This is a genomic window from Methylobacterium sp. 1A, assembly GCF_058072805.1.
Window position 1 is genome coordinate 403537 of sequence record NZ_JBYQVE010000002.1, and the last position, 18916, is coordinate 422452.

Sequence of the window (18916 nt, forward strand, 5' to 3'; positions counted from 1 at the left end):
ACCACCCTCGTCATCCCTTTACCGGATGGGCCAGCAGGATCGCGGTTCGGACCATGTTGCGCTTCCAGGCCGGCTTGTCGGTGGTGAGCGCCTCGGCCGCTCGCGTGTTCGTGCGGAGCGTCTCGACGAGGTCGAGGGTCCAGCCCTTCGCGAGCGGGTAGGCCTCAGTCGCGAGATCGGCGAGCACCGCGTCGACCGCAGCGTCAATCTCCTGGTCGGTGATCTCGGCGGCCTTGCGCAGCTCGGAGACGGTCGCGGGTTCTTTCGCCATGGTGCAGCGCAAAATCCGGGGTTCTTGGAGAATAACCGGAGACCTGAGCTGCCAAGTCGTCGGAAATTCGCGCTAAGTCATTGCGAACAATGGTGGGCGGTGAGGGACTCGAACCCCCGACCCTCTCCGTGTAAAGGAGACGCTCTACCAACTGAGCTAACCGCCCGGCTGGCGACCGTTACGGCATGGTCCCGGTCCGGTGCAAGGGTCCGCACCCCGGATCCTTATCAGGGGTCGATGAGCTGCGTCGCCAGCGCGGTTGTCAGGCCGATGCTCTCGACAGGGTCAGGCCTCGACGGGGCCTGCCCGAATGCGCCCGCGGCCAGAACCGCGCGGGTCCCCGCCTCGACCGAGCAGATCACCGGAACGGGAACCTGCGGGGCGATCCGCGCGGCGAGCCCGGCCAGACCGGCACCGCCCAGGATGACCGACTCGGCGCCGGCCCCCGCGCAGGCGCGGCAGGCTTCGGCGAGGATCTCCAGGGCCGCGTCCGGGTCACGGGCGATGGTGCCGCCGCTCGGAGCCACCGTGCGGAGGGCCGCGAGGGCGTCGGCGAGGCCGAGCGCCGCCACGAACTCCCGCAGCATCGGCTCCCAGGCCGCGCCCCCGGTGACGATCCCGAAGCGACCGGACGCAGCGGCCTCGCGGCAGGCCGCCTCTGCCATGCCGATGACCGGTACCCGCGACAGCTCACGCAGGGCGAGGAGGCCCGGATCACCGAAGCAGGCCAGGTAGACCGCATCGCAGCCGGCGCCGTGCTCCGCGAGAGCGTCGAGGGCCGCGTGGCCGGCGATCGCCGCCGCCGCCCGGCTCGCGATGTAGCGGGCTCCGAACCGGCCGGTGACGGCGCGCAGCTCCGCACGGCCGCCGAGCTGAGTGCGGACATGGCCGGCGACGAGATCGGTGACGTGCGCACTCGTGTTCGGGTTGATCAGCAGGATGCGCATCCGGGCCTCCGCGCTCGCGTCCGCGCATGAAAAAGCCCCCGGGGCTCGGGGCACCGGGGGCTCGTCTCAATCGATCGGTCGGCTCAGTGCGCCACGAAGGCGGCGCCGTCCTCTTCGGTCCGGGCGGGCTTGGCCACCGGGAGCGGCTCCTCCCACTCGATTGCGACCGGCTGGCGGACCAGCGCCTTCTCCAGCACCTGATCCATCCGCGACACGGGCACGATCTCCAGCCCGTTCTTCACGCTGTCGGGCACCTCGGCGATGTCCTTGGCGTTCTCCTCGGGGATCAGCACCGTCTTGATGCCGCCGCGCAGCGCGGCGAGCAGCTTCTCCTTCAGGCCGCCGATCGGCAGGACCCGGCCGCGGAGCGTCACCTCGCCGGTCATCGCGACGTCGCGACGGACCGGGATCCCGGTGAGCGTCGAGATGATCGCGGTGGCCATGGCGATGCCGGCCGACGGACCGTCCTTCGGGGTCGCCCCTTCCGGAACGTGGACGTGGATGTCGCGGCGGTCGAACAGCGGCGGCTCGATCCCGAAGTCGATCGCCCGGGAGCGGACGTAGCTCGCCGCCGCCGAGATCGACTCCTTCATCACGTCCTTCAGGTTGCCGGTGACCGTCATCTTGCCCTTACCGGGCATCATGACGCCCTCGATCGTCAGCAACTCGCCGCCGACCTCGGTCCAGGCCAGACCCGTCACCACGCCGACCTGATCGTCCGCGTCGATCTCGCCGTAGCGGAACTTCGGCGGGCCGAGGAAGACCGGAAGGGTGTCCGGGGTCACCGCGACCGACTTGGTCTTGGTGATCAGGATCTCCTTCACCGCCTTGCGGATCAGGTTGGACAGCTCGCGCTCCAGGTTGCGGACGCCGGCCTCCCGCGTGTAGCGGCGGACCAGCATCATCAAGCCATCGTCGTCGATCGACCACTCGTGCGTCCCGAGGCCGTGCTTCTTCAGGGCGTTCGGGATCAGGTGCTTGCGCGCGATCTCGACCTTCTCCTCCTCGGTGTACCCGGCGATGCGGATCACCTCCATCCGGTCCATGAGCGGGCCCGGGATGTTGAGGGTGTTGGCCGTGGTCACGAACATCACGTTCGAGAGGTCGTAATCCACCTCCAGGTAGTGGTCGTTGAAGGTGCTGTTCTGCTCAGGATCGAGAACCTCGAGGAGCGCCGCCGACGGATCGCCGCGGAAGTCCATGCCCATCTTGTCGATCTCGTCGAGCAGGATGAGCGGGTTCGAGGTCTTGGCCTTGCGCATCGACTGCACGATCTTGCCGGGCATCGAGCCGATATAGGTCCGGCGGTGACCGCGGATCTCGGCCTCGTCGCGCACGCCGCCGAGCGACATCCGGACGAACTCGCGACCCGTCGCCTTGGCGATGGACTTGCCGAGCGAGGTCTTGCCGACGCCGGGAGGACCGACGAGGCACAGGATCGGGCCGGTGAGCTTGTTCGCGCGCTGCTGCACCGCGAGGTACTCGACGATCCGCTCCTTGACCTTGTCGAGGCCGAAATGATCCTCATCGAGCAGCGCCTGGGCGCCGAGCAGGTCCTTCTTGATCTTCGAGCGCTTGCCCCACGGGATGCCGAGCATCCAGTCGAGGTAGTTGCGCACGACGGTCGCCTCGGCCGACATCGGCGACATCTGGCGCAGCTTCTTCAGCTCGGCCGTCGCCTTGTCGCGGGCCTCCTTGGAGAGCTTGGTCTTCTCGATCTTCTCTTCCAGTTCGGCCAGCTCGTCGCGGCCGTCCTCGGAGTCGCCCAGCTCCTTCTGGATCGCCTTCATCTGCTCGTTCAGGTAGTACTCGCGCTGGGTCTTCTCCATCTGCCGCTTGACGCGGGTCCGGATGCGCTTCTCCACCTGGAGCACGGAGATCTCGCTCTCCATCAGCGACAGCACGCGCTCGAGGCGCTGCGCCACCGTGGGGGTCTCCAGGATGCCCTGCTTGTCGGAGATCTTGACGAGCAGGTGCGAGCCGATCGTGTCGGCGAGCTTGGACGGCTCGTCGATCTGGGTCACGGCGGAGACGACCTCGGGCGAGATCTTCTTGTTCAGCTTGACGTAGTTCTCGAACTCCGAGAGCACCGAGCGCGCGAGCGCCTCGGCCTCGACGCGGTCGCCGAGCTCGTCGTGGAGCGCCTCGGCGGTCGCCTCGTAGAACTCGTCCGAGCGGGTGAAGTCGACGACCTTGGCGCGGCCGACACCCTCGACCAGCACCTTCACGGTGCCGTCGGGCAGCTTCAGCAACTGGAGCACCGAGGCGAGCGTGCCGATCTTGTAGATGGCGTCGGTCGCCGGGTCGTCGTCGCCCGCGTTGATCTGGGTGGCGAGCAGGATGTGGCGGTCGGTGCGGACGGCCTCCTCGAGGGCGCGGATCGACTTCTCGCGGCCCACGAACAGGGGCACGATCATGTGCGGGAAGACGACGATGTCGCGCAGGGGGAGGACGGCGTAGGTGCCCGTCGAACCCGGGACCACCGGCTGGCGCGATTTCGACTGTGACATGTGACTTCCTCTCAGGGACGCCCGGGTTCGGCGCCCCCATGAACGGAGCGCGCCTACAGCCGGGTGCCGACCGGGCCGCGAGGGTCGGATTTCGCTAACTTTGCGGCTGGCGACGCGGACCGGACCTCGAAGGAGCGTGCGGCCACCGCGCTGAGCCTGAGGTGGCTGCGAGGAAGCGCGTTTTCAAGGCGATCCCCGCAGCGCGCCCGGCCTGGGCCGGGCGCCTGATGCAACCCTGCCGAGTGCCTACGCGCTGACGCTCGCGGGCGTGTCCTTGTTGCGGTCGCCGTGGATGTAGAGGGGGCGCGACTTGCCCTCCACCACCTCCGGACCGATGACCACCTGCTCCACGGACTCGAGGCCCGGCAGGTCGTACATCGTGTCGAGCAGGATCGTCTCCAGGATGGAGCGCAGGCCGCGGGCGCCGGTCTTGCGCTCGATCGCCTTGCGGGCGACGAGCGACAGCGCCTCGTCCTGGAACGTCAGGTCGACGTTCTCCATCTCGAACAGCCGCTGGTACTGCTTGACCAGGGCGTTCTTCGGCTCCTGCAGGATCTTCTTCAGCGCGGCCTCGTCGAGGTCCTCCAGGGTCGCCAGGACCGGCAGACGGCCGACGAACTCGGGGATGAGGCCGAACTTCAGCAGGTCTTCCGGCTCGACCGAGCGGAAGATCTCGCCGGTGCGGCGGTCGTCCGGGGCCTGCACGGTCGCGCCGAAGCCGATCGAGGTGCCCTTGCCGCGCTGGGAGATGATCCGCTCCAGCCCCGCGAAGGCGCCGCCGCAGATGAACAGGATGTTGGTGGTGTCGACCTGCAGGAATTCCTGCTGCGGGTGCTTCCTTCCGCCCTGGGGCGGGACGGAGGCGACCGTGCCCTCCATGATCTTCAGGAGCGCCTGCTGCACGCCCTCGCCCGACACGTCGCGGGTGATCGACGGGTTGTCGGACTTCCGGGAGATCTTGTCGATCTCGTCGATGTAGACGATGCCGCGCTGGGCCCGCTCGACGTTGTAGTCCGAGGCCTGGAGCAGCTTGAGGATGATGTTCTCGACGTCCTCACCGACGTAGCCGGCCTCGGTCAGCGTCGTGGCGTCCGCCATGGTGAACGGCACGTCGAGGATCCGGGCCAGCGTCTGCGCGAGCAGGGTCTTGCCCGAGCCGGTCGGCCCGATCAGCATGATGTTGGACTTGGCCAGCTCGACGTCGTTGTGCTTCGTCGCGTGGGCGAGCCGCTTGTAGTGGTTGTGCACCGCGACCGAGAGGACCTTCTTGGCGAAGTCCTGGCCGATGACGTAGTCGTCGAGGACGCGGCGGATCTCCTTGGGGGTCGGCACGCCGTCGCGGCTCTTCACCAGCGAGGATTTCGACTCCTCGCGGATGATGTCCATGCACAGCTCGACGCACTCGTCGCAGATGAACACCGTGGGGCCGGCGATCAGCTTGCGGACCTCGTGCTGGCTCTTGCCGCAGAACGAGCAATACAGCGTGCTCTTCGAGTCGTTGCCGCCAGTCTTGCTCATATCGGTCTCCGATTCCTCGCGTCCGCCGCCGGCAAGGGGCGGACGCGCATCGCATGAATGTAGGGGGCCCGTTTAAAGAAACAGTGTGCTGCGCGCCTTTGACCGAAGGGCCCGAACCTCGATGCAAACACGCTGCCGCGGCGGGATCAAGGCCGCGCCGCGGCGGTCAGGCGACGCGGGCCGGTCAGGCGGCCGCCGGCTCGGGACGCTTCTCGATCACCTCGTCGATGAGCCCGAACTCCTTGGCCGCGTCGGCGGTCATGAAGTTGTCGCGCTCCAGCGCCGTGTGGATCGTGTCGTAGTCGCGGCCGGTGTGCTTCACGTAGATCTCGTTCAGGCGCCGCTTCAGCGCCTCGATCTCGCGGGCGTGGATCAGGATGTCGGTCGCCTGGCCCTGGAAGCCGCCGGACGGCTGGTGGACCATGATCCGGGCGTTCGGCAGGGCGAAGCGGTGGCCCGGCTCGCCGGCGGTGAGCAGCAGGGAGCCCATCGAGGCGGCCTGGCCGACGCAGAGGGTCGTCACCGGGCAGCGGATGAACTGCATCGTGTCGTAGATCGACAGGCCCGAGGTGACCACGCCGCCGGGGGAGTTGATGTAGAAGGAGATTTCCTTCTTCGGGTTCTCCGCCTCGAGGAAGAGCAGCTGCGCCACGATCAGCGACGCGCCGTAATCCTCCACGGGGCCGGTGAGGAAGATGATGCGCTCGCGGAGCAGGCGGGAGTAGATGTCGAAGGCGCGCTCGCCGCGGCTCGACTGCTCGACGACCATCGGCACGAGCGCGTTGTTGTAGACGTCGATCGGATCTCTCATCTCATCCTGCCCCGGAGTGAGGCCCGGGGCTGCCGCGAATCAGGGCAGCCCCGGGCATGTCAGCGAACACCGGCGATGCTTAACCATCGCCTAACCCTTGCCCGCCGTCCTGGGACAGAGCGGGACTCAGTCGGCCTTGGCTTCGGTCTTGGCGTCGGTCTTGGACTCGCCCTTGGCCTCGGCCTTGTCTGCCGGCTTGCCGCCGGTCGTGTCGTCGTCATCTTCGTCCGCGAAAAGCGCCTCTTTCGAGACGGGCTCCTCGACGAGCTTGACCTGCCCGAGGACGTGGTCGACGACCTTCTCCTCGAACAGGGGCGCGCGGAGTTCCGCGAGCGCCTGCGCATTCTTCCGGTAGAAGTCCCAGACCTGCTGCTCCTGGCCCGGGAACTGCCGGACCCGGGCGATGAGGGCCTGGTTCACCTCCTCGTCCGAGACCTTGATATCGGCGCTCTCGCCGACCTGCGCAAGCACGAGACCGAGACGGACGCGCCGTTCCGCGATCTTCCGGTACTCGGCCTGGGCCTTCTCCTCGGTGGTGTCCTCGTCCTCGAAGGTCTTGCCGCGGGTCTTGAGGTCCTGCTCGACCTGGGCCCACACGGCGGCGAATTCCTGCGCGACCAAAGACGGGGGCAGCTCGAAGGCGTACTTGCCGTCCAGCGCGTCGAGGAGCTCCTTCTTGAGCCGGCGGCGCGAGGCGGCCTCGAAATCCCGGCCGATCGCCTCGGACACGGCTTCGCGGAGCTTCTCCAGCGACTCCATGCCCATGGACTTGGCGAGCTCGTCGTCGATCTTGGCCTCGCCCGCCGCCTGGATCTTCGTGACGGTCACGTCGAACTCGGCGTCCTTGCCGGCGAGGTGCTCGGCCCCGTACTCGGCCGGGAAGGTGACCTTCACGAGCCGCTTGTCGCCGACCTTGGCGCCGACGAGCTGCTCCTCGAAGCCCGGGATGAACGAGCCGGAGCCGAGCTCCAGGTCGATGCCCTCGCCCTTGCCGCCCTGGAACTCCTCGCCGTCGATGCGGCCGACGAAGTCGATGGTGACGCGGTCGCCGCTCTGGGCCTCGGCGCCCTCCTCGCGCTCGGTGAACGGACGGCTCTGGCCGGCCATGCGCTCCAGGGCCTCGTCGACCTCGGCGTCGGCGGGCTTGGCCACGAGCTTGGTCAGGCTGACGTCGGAGAGGTCGGCGAGCTCGAAGCTCGGCATCACCTCGAGGGCGACCTTGAAGGCGAGGTCGCCCTTGGCGTCGAGCGCCTTCTCGACCTCGGCCTGGTCGGTCGGGAACTCGACCTGCGGCTCCAGGGCGAGCTTGAGGCCGTTATCGGTGACGATCTGGCGGTTCGCCTCGTTGACGGCGTTCTGCACCACCTCGGCCATCACGGAGCGGCCGTAGACCTTGCGCAGGTGCGCGACCGGCACCTTGCCGGGACGGAAGCCCTTGAGCTGCACCTTGTCCTTCATGCCGGACAGCTCGTTGGTCAGGCGCTCCTCGAGTTCCTGGGCGGCCAGCAGAACCTGAAACTCGCGCTTCAGCCCCTGGGCGTTGATCTCGGTCACCTGCATCGTCGTCGTCGCTCTTCAAAGAAACCTGGGTTCGCCGGCCGGGCCGGCGTCGTGCTCGCGCGGACCGGGATGCCGAGATGTCGGGTACGGGGCGGAGGGTCCCGAGGGGACCGCAACCTCAGCAGAGGTCCTGGTGCGGGCGGAGGGGCTCGAACCCCCACGTCTTGCGACACTGGAACCTAAATCCAGCGCGTCTACCAGTTCCGCCACGCCCGCGCGCGCCGACATCCGGCGCATCGCCGGCCGCCGGAAGCGCGCCCTATAGCATGGGCCGGCGGGCCCGCAGCAAAAAACTTGCCCCTGTGGCGCGGGAGCCCGCGCGCCGCTAAGGAGCGGGTCCGTCGCGAGCCGCAGCCGAGATCCCATGCCGCCATCCCGCACCGTGCCGCCGACCGATTCGCGCGCCGGCACGCCGTCGCGACGAACCCTGCTCGCCGCCGCGGCGGCCTTCGGGCTCGCGCCAGAGGCCGCGCGGGCCCAGGCGCCGGCCGCCGCGCCGGGGACATCCGCGCCCGTCCAGCCGGAGCCCGCGGCCGCGCCGGCGGCCCTGCCGGCGGCGCCCGGCAAGGCGCGACTCAGGCCGGACTCCGCGCCCGAGACGCCGGTCTGGTGCTTCGACGGCAAGGCCCTGCCGCCCGTGGTCCGGGTGAAGCTCGGGCAGGCGTTGCGCCTCAAGGTCGAGAACCGGACCGACAAGCCGCTGTCGCTCCACTGGCACGGGGTGCGCAACGTCAACGCCATGGACGGCGTCGGCGGCGTGACCCAGGCGCCGATCCCGCCGGGCGGCGACTTCCTCTACACTTTCACGCCGCCGGATGCCGGCTCCTACCTGATCCGGCCCCTGGTCGTCGGCGGGGCGAGCGAGCCGTCGGGCCGGGGCCTCGCGGGCATGCTGGTCGTCGAGGAGACGAACCCGCCCGCGGTCGACGCCGACGTCAGCGTCGTCCTGCAGGACTGGCGGCTCCAGGACGACGGCACCCTCATGCCGTTCGGGCAGACGGCGCTCGCGGCCGCGAACGGGCGCCTCGGCAACCTCGTGACCGTCAACGGCAAGCCGGTGCCGGGCGCCTTCGAGGCGAGGCCCGGCTCCCGAATCCGCCTGCGTCTCGGCAATGCCTGCAACGCCCGGGCAACGCGCATCAAGTTCGAGGGCGTGAAGGTCTACGTGGCGGCGGTCGACGGCCAGCCCACCGACACGTTCGAGCCCCTGCGGGCGACCCTGCCCTTCCCGCCCGGCACCCGCTACGACCTGCTCGTCGACCTGCCGGAGGAGGAAGGCGCCACCTGCGAGATCCACGCGCTGATCGGCAAGGGCCTGGTCCTGGCGAGCGTCGTCACCAAGGGCGCCCGGATCACCGAGAAGCGGCCCCCGATCGGGCCGATCGGCGAGAACAAGCGCCTGCCGGCCGAGATCAAGCTCCAGAACGCCCTGCGCCGCGACGTGGTGATCACCGGCGGCGCCTTCGTGCCGAAGGGCAAGGACGGAGTGAAGGACGGAGCCAAGGACGGCCCCGCGCTCGATCCGGTCTACACGGGCGACCCGCAGAAGATCTGGTCGGTGAACGGCGCGAGCGGCACCGCCGGCCTCGCGCCGATCTTCTCGGTGAAGCGCGGGCAGGTGGTGGTGCTGGCCCTGCGCAACGAGACCGCCTTCCCGCAGGCCCTGCACCTACACGGCCACTGCTTCCGCCTGCTCCATCCCCTGGACGACGGCTGGGAGCCCTACTGGCTCGACACGTTCCAGCTCCTGGAGGGGCGGACCGCCCGGATCGGCTTCCTGGCGGACAATCCGGGGCGCTGGCTGATCAGCGCCACGGTGCTGGAACGGTTCGACACCGGCCTCTGGACGATGTTCGAGGTCACCTGAGCGGTCGGCCGCCGTGTCAGCCCCCGGTCGACGCGACGAGGTCGCGCAAGACCGCCGGCATCAGCTCGGGGATGTCCTCGGCGATCAGGCCCGGCCCGTGGCGCAGGCCCGCATCCCCGTGAAGCCAGACGCCGGCCGCGGCGGCCGCGAAGGGCTCCATGCCCTGCGCGAGCAGGCCGGCGATCAGGCCGCCGAGCACGTCCCCGGACCCGGCCGTCCCGAGATAGGGGCTGCCGTGGTCGTTGATGGCCGCACGGCCGTCGGGGGCCGCGATCACCGTGTCGGCCCCCTTGAAGACCACCACGGCGCCGGTGAGCGCGGCCGCCGCGCGGGCCCGGGCGACCTTGTCGGCGCCCTCGGCCATCGCGTCCGTCCCGTCGAAGAGCCGCGCGAACTCGCCGGCATGCGGGGTCAGCACGGCCCGCGCGTCCCCGTCGGCGAGATGGGCGGCGAGCAGCGGCGCCTTGCCGGCGAAGCTCGTCAGCGCGTCGGCGTCGAGGACGAGGCCGCGCCCGGCCGCGGCCGCCACGGCCACGCGCTCCCGGGTCGGCTCGCCGGTGCCGAGCCCGGGTCCGGCCAGGATCACGTTCAGCCGCTCGTCGGTGAGCAGGTCGTCGAGGTCGTCGGCGCTCTCGCAGGGCCGCAGCATGATCGCCGTGAGGTGGGCGGCGTTCTCGGGCAGCGCGGCGGTCGGGGACGCGACGGTGACGAGCCCGGCCCCGACCCGCAGGGCGCCGCGGGCGGCGAGCCGGGCGGCGCCGGTCTTGGTGGCCGGCCCGGACAGGACCAGGGCGTGGCCGCGGGTGTACTTGTGGCTCGCGCCGGTGAGGCGCGGGAAGTCCCGGCCCCACAGGTCGGGCCCGTTCCGGTCGAGGGGCGCGCCGGCGGCCAGGCCCGCCTCCAGCGCCGCCGGGCCGGTTCCGATATCGGCGAGGCTGAGCTGGCCGCACAGGCCCCGCCCTGGCTGGAGCAGGTGCCCGGGCTTGAAGGTCACGAAGGTCACGGTCTCCACTGCCCGGATGGCGGCGCCGCGCACCGCGCCGGTATCGCCGTCGACCCCGCTCGGCACGTCGACGGCGAGCACCGGCATCCCGGCCTCGTTCACCGCCTCCACGAGCGTTCGGGCGGCGCCGTCGAGGTCGCGCGACAGGCCGGCGCCGAAAAGCGCGTCGATCACGAGGTCGCCGGACGGCAGCGCGCCGCCCTCGGCCGGGCGCACCGGCCCCGTCCAGGCCGCGGCCGCGAGCGCGGCGTCCCCCGTCAGCGCCGACACCGCGCCGAGGTAGAGGAGCTCGACCGCGTAGCCGGCTTCGGCCAGCAGGCGCGCGGCCACGTAGCCGTCGCCGCCGTTGTTGCCCGGCCCGCACAGGACGACGACGCGGCCACCGGCCGGGAGCCTCGCCCGGGCGCGCCCGGCCACGGCGGCCCCGGCCGCCTCCATCAGCGTCAGGCCCGGCACGCCGCCCTCGATTGCCGCGGCATCGACCCGCCTCATTGCCGCGACCGTCAGCAACCGCATATCCGTCTCCGCCTCTGCCCGTGCACCGATCAGCCCTGACTAAAATCGCGCCAGATTCCGGTGAAGCGCTCTAAGGATGTGCGTGCATCGCACAGCAAATAGGCACTATGGTCGGACACGCCGCGAAAACGGCGTGGCGAAGGCGTCACGAGGATGTTAGAAATGCCAGGCACCGCAGCGCAGGCCCGAGCGGCATGAAGAAGATCGAAGCGATCATCAAGCCTTTCAAGCTCGACGAGGTGAAGGAGGCGCTCCAGGAGGTCGGCCTCCAGGGCATCACCGTCATCGAGGCGAAGGGTTTCGGCCGTCAGAAGGGCCACACGGAGCTCTACCGGGGCGCCGAGTACGTGGTCGACTTCCTGCCCAAGGTGAAGCTCGAGATCGTGCTGTCCGACGCCCTGGTCGAGGGCGCCGTGGAGGCGATCCGCAAGTCGGCCCAGACCGGGCGCATCGGCGACGGCAAGATCTTCGTCTCGACGATCGAGGAGGCGATCCGCATCCGCACCGGCGAGACCGGCACGGACGCGATCTGACCCTTCCGCCCGCGGTCGTGAGACCGCCGGCGGCCGCGCACCGCGCGACACTGCCTAAGATTTCGCACTGCGCGAATGTCCGGCATCGGCGCCTCCGGCCCTGGAGCGCCGCTTCCCGCACCCCACATCATCGGGAACGGCCGGCCCGATCGGCCGCTCGAACCGGTGCAGGAGGAAGTGCGATGGCCGCCACGGACCCGCGCGAGACCGCCAAGATCTACGATCTGTCCGCGTTCCGACGCGCGCGCGAGACCGCCCGGGCGGCTCCGGAGGCGAAGCCCGCGCCCGTGCCGAGCTTCGGCGGAGGCGCGTGGTACCACGAGGCCGCCATCCGCGAGGACGAGCGCCCGCGGCGGTCCTGAGGCGGGGGAATTCGGGAGCGATGGCGCCCCTGCGGCCGTCGAGCAGGCCCGACGGGCTCCCTCACCCGACCCACTCATCCTGACGTGCCCGCGCCAGCGGGCCTCGAAAGGGCGCCCGGCGGTCCGCGCGATCCCCGGAGGCTTCCGTCGAGGCCTGCGCCGCGCTCCAACCCTCAGGACGGGGTAGATCGGAAGCCCGTTACCCCGGAAACGGCGAAGCCGGACCCGAGGGCCCGGCTTCGCATCGTCTGTCGAAGCTCCGCGTCTTACGCGGCTGCAGCGGCCTCGGTCGGCACGGAAGCGATCGTCTTCAGCACCTGCGAGGCGATCTGGTAGGGGTCGCCCTGCGAGTTCGGACGGCGGTCCTCCAGGTAGCCCTTGTAGCCGTTGTTCACGAAGGAGTGCGGCACGCGGATCGAGGCGCCGCGGTCGGCCACGCCGTACGAGAACTCGTGGATCGAGGCGGTCTCGTGCTTGCCGGTCAGGCGCATGTGGTTGTCCGGACCGTAGACGGCGATGTGCTCCTCGCGGGCGTTCTTGAACGCCTCCATGAGCTTCTCGAAGTAGGCCTTGCCGCCGTGCTCGCGCATGAACGCGGTCGAGAAGTTGCAGTGCATGCCCGACCCGTTCCAGTCGGTGTCGCCGAGCGGCTTGCAGTGGTACTCGACGTCGATGCCGTACTTCTCGCAGAGGCGCTGCAGGAGGTAGCGGGCCATCCACATCTCGTCGGCGGCCTTCTTGGAGCCCTTGCCGAAGATCTGGAACTCCCACTGGCCCTTGGCCACCTCGGCGTTGATGCCCTCGTGGTTGATGCCGGCGTCGAGGCAGAGGTCGAGGTGCTCCTCGACGATCTTGCGGGCGACGTCGCCGACGTTCGAATAGCCGACGCCGGTGTAGTACGGGCCCTGCGGCGCCGGGTAGCCGGAGGCCGGGAAGCCGAGCGGGCGGCCGTCCTTGTACAGGAAGTACTCCTGCTCGAAGCCGAACCAGGCGCCGGCATCGTCCAGGATGGTGGCGCGCTTGTTGGACTCGTGCGGGGTCACGCCGTCCGGCATCATCACTTCGCACATCACCAGCACGCCGTTCTTGCGGGCCGGGTCGGGGAAGTGGCGCACGGGCTTCAGCATGCAGTCGGAGCTGCCGCCCTCGGCCTGCTTGGTGGACGAGCCGTCGAAGCCCCACATCGGGAGCTGCTCGAGGGTCGGGAAGCTGTCGAATTCCTTGATCTGCGTCTTACCGCGGAGGTTCGGGGTCGGCGTGTACCCGTCGAGCCATATGTACTCGAGCTTGTATTTGGTCATTCCGGTTCTCTCGTCCGTATCGATGCGCGACCTGGGCAACCCGGGAAGACGCGAACGGCTTGCCGCCTCGTCGACGGCTGCGGCCGCAATTGCATGGATCGTGCCAGGAAGGCCATTGCCGGAGAACAACGGTGCCCTAGAAACGGAGCTGCCATCACGGTTACGAGATCGGGTGCGCGAATGGGCCGATCGTTTCATCCGTCGGCCGATTCCGCTGCCCGGCGGGTGGCAAGGTACGCCCGCGCCGGATATCAAGCGCCGCTTGCCGGTGCGCGCGACCGCGTGCGGGTGCGCCACGAGAGCCGATTCAGAGATCCCTGGAGGATGCCCACGATGACGACTGCGGCCGAGGTGCTGAAGACGATCCGGGACAACGACGTGCGTTACGTGGACTTCCGGTTCACCGACCCGCGCGGCAAGTGGCAGCACGTCACGTTCGACGTGTCGCTCATCGACGAGGAGATCTTCGACGAGGGCACCATGTTCGACGGCTCCTCGATCGCCGGCTGGAAGGCGATCAACGAGTCCGACATGCTGCTGATGCCGGATCCCGTCACCGCCACGCTGGACCCGTTCTTCTCGGCCGCGACCATGTCGATCGTCTGCGACGTGTTGGAGCCGGCCACCGGCGAGCCCTACGGCCGTGACCCGCGCGGCACCGCCAAGCGCGCCGAGGCCTACCTGCAGCAGACCGGCATCGGCGACACGATCTACGTCGGCCCCGAGGCCGAGTTCTTCGTGTTCGACGACGTGAAGTTCGGCGCCGACCCGTACCGCACGGGCTTCGAGCTCGACTCCACCGAATTGCCGACCAACGGCTTCACCGATTACGAGGGCGGCAACCTCGGCCACCGGGTCCAGACCAAGGGCGGCTACTTCCCGGTGCCGCCGCAGGACTCGGCACAGGACATGCGCGGCGAGATGCTCGCGGCCATGCAGTCCATGGGCGTGAAGGTCGAGAAGCACCACCACGAGGTGGCCTCGGCCCAGCACGAGCTCGGCATGAAGTTCGACACGCTGACCCTGCTCGCCGACCACATGCAGATCTACAAGTACTGCATCCACAACGTCGCGCAGAGCTACGGCAAGTCCGCGACCTTCATGCCCAAGCCCGTCTACGGCGACAACGGCTCAGGGATGCACGTCCACCAGTCGATCTGGAAGGACGGCAAGCCGGTCTTCGCGGGCGACAAGTATGCCGGCCTGTCCCAGGAGTGCCTCTGGTACATCGGCGGCATCATCAAGCACGCCAAGGCGCTGAACGCCTTCACCAACCCGTCGACCAACTCGTACAAGCGCCTGGTGCCGGGCTACGAGGCGCCGGTGCTGCTCGCCTACTCGGCGCGCAACCGCTCGGCCTCCTGCCGCATCCCGTGGACCAAGAGCCCGAAGGCCAAGCGCGTCGAGGTCCGCTTCCCCGACCCGATGGCGAACCCCTACCTCGCCTTCTCGGCGCTGCTGATGGCCGGCCTCGACGGCATCCGCAACAAGATCGACCCGGGCCCGGCCATGGACAAGGACCTGTACGAGCTGCCGCCGCGGGAGCTGAAGAAGATCCCGACCGTGTGCGGGTCGCTCCGGGAGGCCCTGAACAGCCTCGACAAGGACCGGGCCTTCCTCAAGGAGGGCGGCGTGTTCTCGGACGACCAGATCGACTCGTTCATCGAGCTGAAGATGACCGAGGTGCTGCGCTACGAGATGACGCCGCACCCGATCGAGTTCGTGCAGTACTACTCGCTGTGATGTGAGAGCCGGCCGGGCACGAGGCCCGGCCCGGCACGCACTTCCGGGCCGGGGCCTCTCGCGGGGCCCCGGCCTTTTTCTTGGGGACGCTCAGACGTTACCCCTCGCCGCCTCACCCGAGGCAGCCCGTGAGCGCCGAGACCGGGTCGGGACCGGTGCGGTCCCGGGCATGCCCGGCGGCCGGCTGCATAGGTGCCCGCGCACACGGAGCCCGAACGATGCTCACCCTCGACCACCTCGTCGTCGTCGCGCCCGACCTCGCGGAGGGCGTGGCCCATGTGCGGGACTGCCTCGGCCTCGCCATGCCCGAGGGCGGTCGCCACCGCGAGATGGGCACGCGCAACCACCTGCTGCGCCTCGGCGACGCCCTGTTCCTGGAGGTGATCGCCGTCGATCCGGAGGCGCCGCCGCCGTCGGGCGCCCGCTGGTTCGGCCTCGGCGACGCGGCGCGGGTGCGGGCCGACTGGGATTCGGGCCGGCGACTGCGCGGCTTCGTCGCCCGCGCGGACGATCTCGACGGCCTCCTCGCCGCGCACGGCGCGCTCCTGGGCGCGGCGGCGACGATGACCCGGGGCGACCTGTCCTGGCGCTTCGCGGTGCCCCCGGGCGGGGCGTGGCCGGCGGACGGGGCCGCGCCCTGCGCGATGGCGTGGGGACCGCGCGGCAATCCCGCCGCGACGATGCCGGATCTCGGCGCCGGTCTGGAGGCGCTCGTCCTGACGGATCCGGATCCCGCCGCCGTCGCGGGGCTTCACGCGGCGCTGGGCCTCGACGTTCCACCGCAGATTGTGTCCGGCCCGGGCCCGCGCTGGACTGCCCGGATCAGCACGCCGTCGGGCCCGCGGACCCTGACCTGAGGGCGACGGACCCTCCTCGCCGGCCTGATCGGGTGGGCGACCGGCGAGGAGGGCCTGGCCGGGACTCGGAAGCCCAGGCAGCCACAACCTACCAGCGACTTATCGCGGTGCGGTGACAGGAAAGTCTCACTCCGCACAGGAAGTGTGCAGGCCCCGCCGGACGATCAGGTGTGCGCGAAGATGTCGGTCTCGGGCCAGCCGTCGAGGTCGAGGCGCGCCCGCGTCGGCAGGAAGCCGAAGCAGGCGGACGCGAGGTCGGTGCGACCCTCCCGGGCCAGCATCGCGTCGAGCCGCTCCCGGGCCGCGTGGAGGTGGAGGACGTCCGAGGCCGCGTAGTCGAGCTGGGCCTGCGACAGGGTCTCGGCGCCCCAGTCCGAGGATTGCTGCTGCTTCGACAGGTCGACGCCGACCAGCTCGCGGACCACGTCCTTCAGCCCGTGGCGATCCGTGTAGGTGCGCGCGAGCTTCGAGGCGATCTTGGTGCAGTAGACCGGGCTCGGCATGACGCCGAGGGCCCTGTACAGGACCGCCACGTCAAACCGCGCGAAGTGGAAGATCTTCAGGATGCCGGGATCGGCCAGGACCCGCTTGAGCACGACCGGCTCCGGCCCGTCCTGCGGGATCTGCACCACGTCGGCCGTGCCGTCGCCGGTGGAGAGCTGCACCACGCAGAGGCGGTCCCGATGCGGGTTGAGACCGAGCGTCTCGGTGTCGATGGCCACCGCCCGCCCCGCGTCGTAGGTGGCGGGCAGGTCGCCGCGGTGGAGACGTACGGTCGGGCTCGGCATCGTTCTCGGACCTTGCGGGGTTTTCGGCCGGTAGCATCGGTGCCAAGTGCCGGCAAGCCGCGGACGATCCGCGCGGCCGGGACCGACAGGGAGCTGGACATGACGGCAGCCGAGGTGATCGCGACCCTGGGATTGAAGCCCCATCCGGAGGGCGGCCATTACCGCGAGACGTTCCGCGATCCACGGACCGTCGACGGCCGTTCGGTCGGCACCGCGATCTACTTCCTGCTCGACCTCGGCGAGGTCTCAGCGTGGCACCGGGTCGACGCCACCGAGATCTGGCACTGGCACGCCGGCGCGCCGCTGGTGATCACCACGAGCCCCAACGGGCACGACGCCGAGGCCCGGCATCTCGGGCCGGACCTCGCCGCCGGGCAGCGCCCGCAATGCGTCGTGCCGGCCGGCCACTGGCAGACCGCCACCAGCCTGGGCGCCTGGACGCTCGTCGGCTGCACGGTCTCGCCGGGCTTCGACTTCGCCGGCTTCGAGATGGCGCCGCCCGACTGGCGGCCGACGCCGCGCGGATGATCCGCCGCTATCATGGCGGCGGCGCGCCGGGGCGTGCGGGGTCACGCCCCTGTCACCGTCCCCCTCTACCGGCGGCCTGAAACGGGAGGTTCGCGATGCGTGCGATCATATTGGGGCTGGGGCTGCTTCTGGGAGCGGGCCCCGCGCTCGCTGGCGAGGCCGCCCAGCTCGGCCCCCGGCCCTTCTATCTCGTCGACCAGCTAAAGCCCGGCCCGCTCAAGGACAGGCTCGCCGCCTGCGGCGTCGACCGGACCTACACGCCCCGGACCTTCTCGATCTCGCACCGCGGCGCGCCGCTGATGTTCCCCGAACACACCCGGGAGGGCCTGCTCGCCGCGTACCGGATGGGCGCCGGGATCATCGAGTGCGACGTGGCCTTCACCAAGGACCGCCAGCTCGTCTGCCGCCACAGCCAGTGCGACCTGCACACGACCACCGACATCCTCGCCCGGCCCGAGCTCGCGGCGAAGTGCACGCAGGGCTTCACGCCGGCCGACCCGGCCACCGGGCGGAAGGCCTCGGCCAAGTGCTGCACCAGCGACCTGACGCTGGACGAATTCAAGTCGCTGAACGGGAAGATGGACGCGTCCGACCCGGACGCCACCACGGTGGCGGCCTACATGAACGCCACGCCGCGCTGGCGCACCGACCTCTACGCCGGCACCGGCACGCTGATCTCGCACAAGGAGTACATCGCGCTGGTGAAGGGGATGGGGCGGAAATTCACCCCCGAGCTGAAGGCGCCCCAGGTCCCGATGCCGTTCCAGGGCACCTACACGCAGGACATGTACGCCCAGCAGCTGGTCGACGAGTACCGGGAGGCCGGGATCCCGGCCTCCGACGTCTACCCGCAGAGCTTCCAGCTCCGCGACATCCTCTACTGGTTGGAGAAGGATCCGGAATTCGGCCGCCAGGCGATCTTCCTCGACGACCGGGACGAGACCGCGAAGGGCTTCGACCCGGAGAAGCCCGCCACGTGGCAGCCCGGCATGGCCGAGCTCGCCCGGAGGGGCGTGAAGATCCTGGCGCCGCCGCTGTGGATGCTGGTCCGGCCGGGCCCGGACGGGACGATCGAGCCCTCGACCTACGCCCGGGAGGCCAAGGCGGCCGGGCTGGGGCTGATCGCGTGGTCGCTGGAGCGCTCGGGCTCCCTGAAGGGCGGCGGCGGGTACTATTACCAGTCGATCAAGCCAGTGGTCACCGGCGACGGCGACATCCTGCAGCTGCTCGACGTCCTGCACGGTCAGGTGGGCGTGCTGGGGGTCTTCTCCGACTGGCCCGCGACCACGACCTTCTACGCCAACTGCGTCGGCGCTCCGTAACGCCGCCGCTCAGTCGGCCCAGAGGGCCACGAGGGAGAAGAAGCCGGCCATCACGAAGTTCACGATCAGGAAGCCGGTGATGATGAGGGCGAGCGTCATGGTGGCCTCGAAGGCGGCGCGGTCTGCGGGGATGGGGGGCGCGGCGCGGCCAGGCCTTCATGGGCCTGCGCCGCCCGCCGATGAGCCCCGCGGCGCGTCCGCGGGGGCATGCGTGGTGTCCGCCTAGTACGGGCTCAGCACGTAGAGGAGGTTGGACAGGTACTCGCCGTTCAGCGGCTTCCAGCCGAGCCGCCGCCGGATCAGGCCGTACCCCGCGCAGGTCAGCGCGGCGGAGCCGAGAACGGCCAGCGTGAACCACACGAGGCTGGCGGTCGCGAACCCGACGGCGGTGCCGAACAGGGCCACCGTCACGAAGATGATCTGGCTCGGGTTGCGCGGGCCGCGCGTCGTCACGTCAGACATGGGAACCTCCCTCGATC

General features: G+C 70.0%; 17 protein-coding genes and 2 tRNA genes. 7 read left to right on the forward strand and 12 right to left on the reverse strand.

The annotated features are described in order from the left end of the window. Positions 1 to 10: 10 nt before the first annotated feature. From ACX9MN_RS22110 to ACX9MN_RS22145, 8 genes are all read right to left on the reverse strand, one after another. Positions 11 to 271 (reverse strand): hypothetical protein, encoded by a 261-nt coding sequence (locus ACX9MN_RS22110; protein ID WP_489725476.1) that lies wholly within the window; start codon positions 269 to 271, stop codon positions 11 to 13. A 90-nt stretch (positions 272 to 361) separates the two neighbouring features. Beyond that, a tRNA-Val gene (locus ACX9MN_RS22115) sits at positions 362 to 437 on the reverse strand. A 61-nt stretch (positions 438 to 498) separates the two neighbouring features. Beyond that, entirely contained in the window at positions 499 to 1218 is a 720-nt protein-coding gene (locus ACX9MN_RS22120; protein WP_489725477.1) for an aspartate/glutamate racemase family protein, read from the reverse strand. 83 nt (positions 1219 to 1301) lie between these two features. After that, the gene (gene lon / locus ACX9MN_RS22125; RefSeq protein ID WP_489725478.1) at positions 1302 to 3728 is read right to left on the reverse strand and encodes an endopeptidase La; all 2427 of its coding nucleotides are present in this window, start codon (positions 3726 to 3728) and stop codon (positions 1302 to 1304) included. 246 nt (positions 3729 to 3974) lie between these two features. Then, positions 3975 to 5246, reverse strand: a complete 1272-nt coding sequence (clpX, locus tag ACX9MN_RS22130; protein WP_020090762.1) for an ATP-dependent Clp protease ATP-binding subunit ClpX — start codon at positions 5244 to 5246, stop codon at positions 3975 to 3977. Between the two features lie 184 nt (positions 5247 to 5430). Then, positions 5431 to 6057, reverse strand: a complete 627-nt coding sequence (locus ACX9MN_RS22135; RefSeq protein WP_012322036.1) for an ATP-dependent Clp protease proteolytic subunit — start codon at positions 6055 to 6057, stop codon at positions 5431 to 5433. Positions 6058 to 6183: 126 nt separating this feature from the next. Continuing rightward, positions 6184 to 7617, reverse strand: a complete 1434-nt coding sequence (tig, locus tag ACX9MN_RS22140) for a trigger factor (protein ID WP_042672154.1) — start codon at positions 7615 to 7617, stop codon at positions 6184 to 6186. Between the two features lie 131 nt (positions 7618 to 7748). Then, positions 7749 to 7833: transfer RNA gene (locus ACX9MN_RS22145), tRNA-Leu, on the reverse strand. A 148-nt stretch (positions 7834 to 7981) separates the two neighbouring features. Here ACX9MN_RS22145 and ACX9MN_RS22150 point away from each other — a divergent pair. Beyond that, on the forward strand, positions 7982 to 9484 hold the full coding sequence (locus tag ACX9MN_RS22150; RefSeq protein WP_489725479.1) for a multicopper oxidase family protein: 1503 nt from the start codon (positions 7982 to 7984) through the stop codon (positions 9482 to 9484). 16 nt (positions 9485 to 9500) lie between these two features. Here the strand turns inward: ACX9MN_RS22150 and ACX9MN_RS22155 are convergent, their stop codons facing one another. Further along, positions 9501 to 11003 (reverse strand): NAD(P)H-hydrate dehydratase, encoded by a 1503-nt coding sequence (locus tag ACX9MN_RS22155; protein ID WP_489725480.1) that lies wholly within the window; start codon positions 11001 to 11003, stop codon positions 9501 to 9503. Positions 11004 to 11197: 194 nt separating this feature from the next. Here ACX9MN_RS22155 and ACX9MN_RS22160 point away from each other — a divergent pair, with 194 nt between their 5' ends. Together ACX9MN_RS22160 and ACX9MN_RS22165 are read left to right on the forward strand one after the other, a co-directional pair. Next, the gene (locus ACX9MN_RS22160) at positions 11198 to 11536 is read left to right on the forward strand and encodes a P-II family nitrogen regulator (protein ID WP_003600526.1); all 339 of its coding nucleotides are present in this window, start codon (positions 11198 to 11200) and stop codon (positions 11534 to 11536) included. Positions 11537 to 11718: 182 nt separating this feature from the next. Next, positions 11719 to 11898, forward strand: coding sequence for a DUF2735 domain-containing protein (locus tag ACX9MN_RS22165; protein WP_091926542.1), 180 nt, complete (start codon positions 11719 to 11721; stop codon positions 11896 to 11898). 266 nt (positions 11899 to 12164) lie between these two features. Here the strand turns inward: ACX9MN_RS22165 and ACX9MN_RS22170 are convergent, their stop codons facing one another. Next, positions 12165 to 13199: a glutamine synthetase beta-grasp domain-containing protein gene (locus tag ACX9MN_RS22170; protein ID WP_012322031.1), complete on the reverse strand. Its 1035-nt coding sequence runs from the start codon at positions 13197 to 13199 to the stop codon at positions 12165 to 12167. A 333-nt stretch (positions 13200 to 13532) separates the two neighbouring features. Here ACX9MN_RS22170 and glnA point away from each other — a divergent pair, with 333 nt between their 5' ends. Both glnA and ACX9MN_RS22180 read left to right on the forward strand, forming a co-directional pair. Next, positions 13533 to 14942, forward strand: coding sequence for a type I glutamate--ammonia ligase (glnA, locus tag ACX9MN_RS22175; protein ID WP_012322030.1), 1410 nt, complete (start codon positions 13533 to 13535; stop codon positions 14940 to 14942). A 218-nt stretch (positions 14943 to 15160) separates the two neighbouring features. After that, positions 15161 to 15799, forward strand: coding sequence for a VOC family protein (locus ACX9MN_RS22180; protein ID WP_489725481.1), 639 nt, complete (start codon positions 15161 to 15163; stop codon positions 15797 to 15799). Positions 15800 to 15963: 164 nt separating this feature from the next. On the opposite strand, the gene ACX9MN_RS22185 is transcribed toward ACX9MN_RS22180, so the two are convergent. Next, the gene (locus tag ACX9MN_RS22185; RefSeq protein ID WP_020090768.1) at positions 15964 to 16587 is read right to left on the reverse strand and encodes a ribonuclease D; all 624 of its coding nucleotides are present in this window, start codon (positions 16585 to 16587) and stop codon (positions 15964 to 15966) included. Between the two features lie 99 nt (positions 16588 to 16686). Here ACX9MN_RS22185 and ACX9MN_RS22190 point away from each other — a divergent pair, with 99 nt between their 5' ends. Further along, positions 16687 to 17115, forward strand: a complete 429-nt coding sequence (locus ACX9MN_RS22190; RefSeq protein ID WP_020090769.1) for a cupin domain-containing protein — start codon at positions 16687 to 16689, stop codon at positions 17113 to 17115. Positions 17116 to 17210: 95 nt separating this feature from the next. Continuing rightward, entirely contained in the window at positions 17211 to 18437 is a 1227-nt protein-coding gene (locus tag ACX9MN_RS22195) for a glycerophosphodiester phosphodiesterase family protein (protein WP_489725482.1), read from the forward strand. 222 nt (positions 18438 to 18659) lie between these two features. Here ACX9MN_RS22195 and ACX9MN_RS22200 read toward each other — a convergent pair whose 3' ends face one another. Then, positions 18660 to 18899, reverse strand: a complete 240-nt coding sequence (locus ACX9MN_RS22200) for a hypothetical protein (RefSeq protein ID WP_489725483.1) — start codon at positions 18897 to 18899, stop codon at positions 18660 to 18662. Positions 18900 to 18916 lie beyond the last annotated feature (17 nt).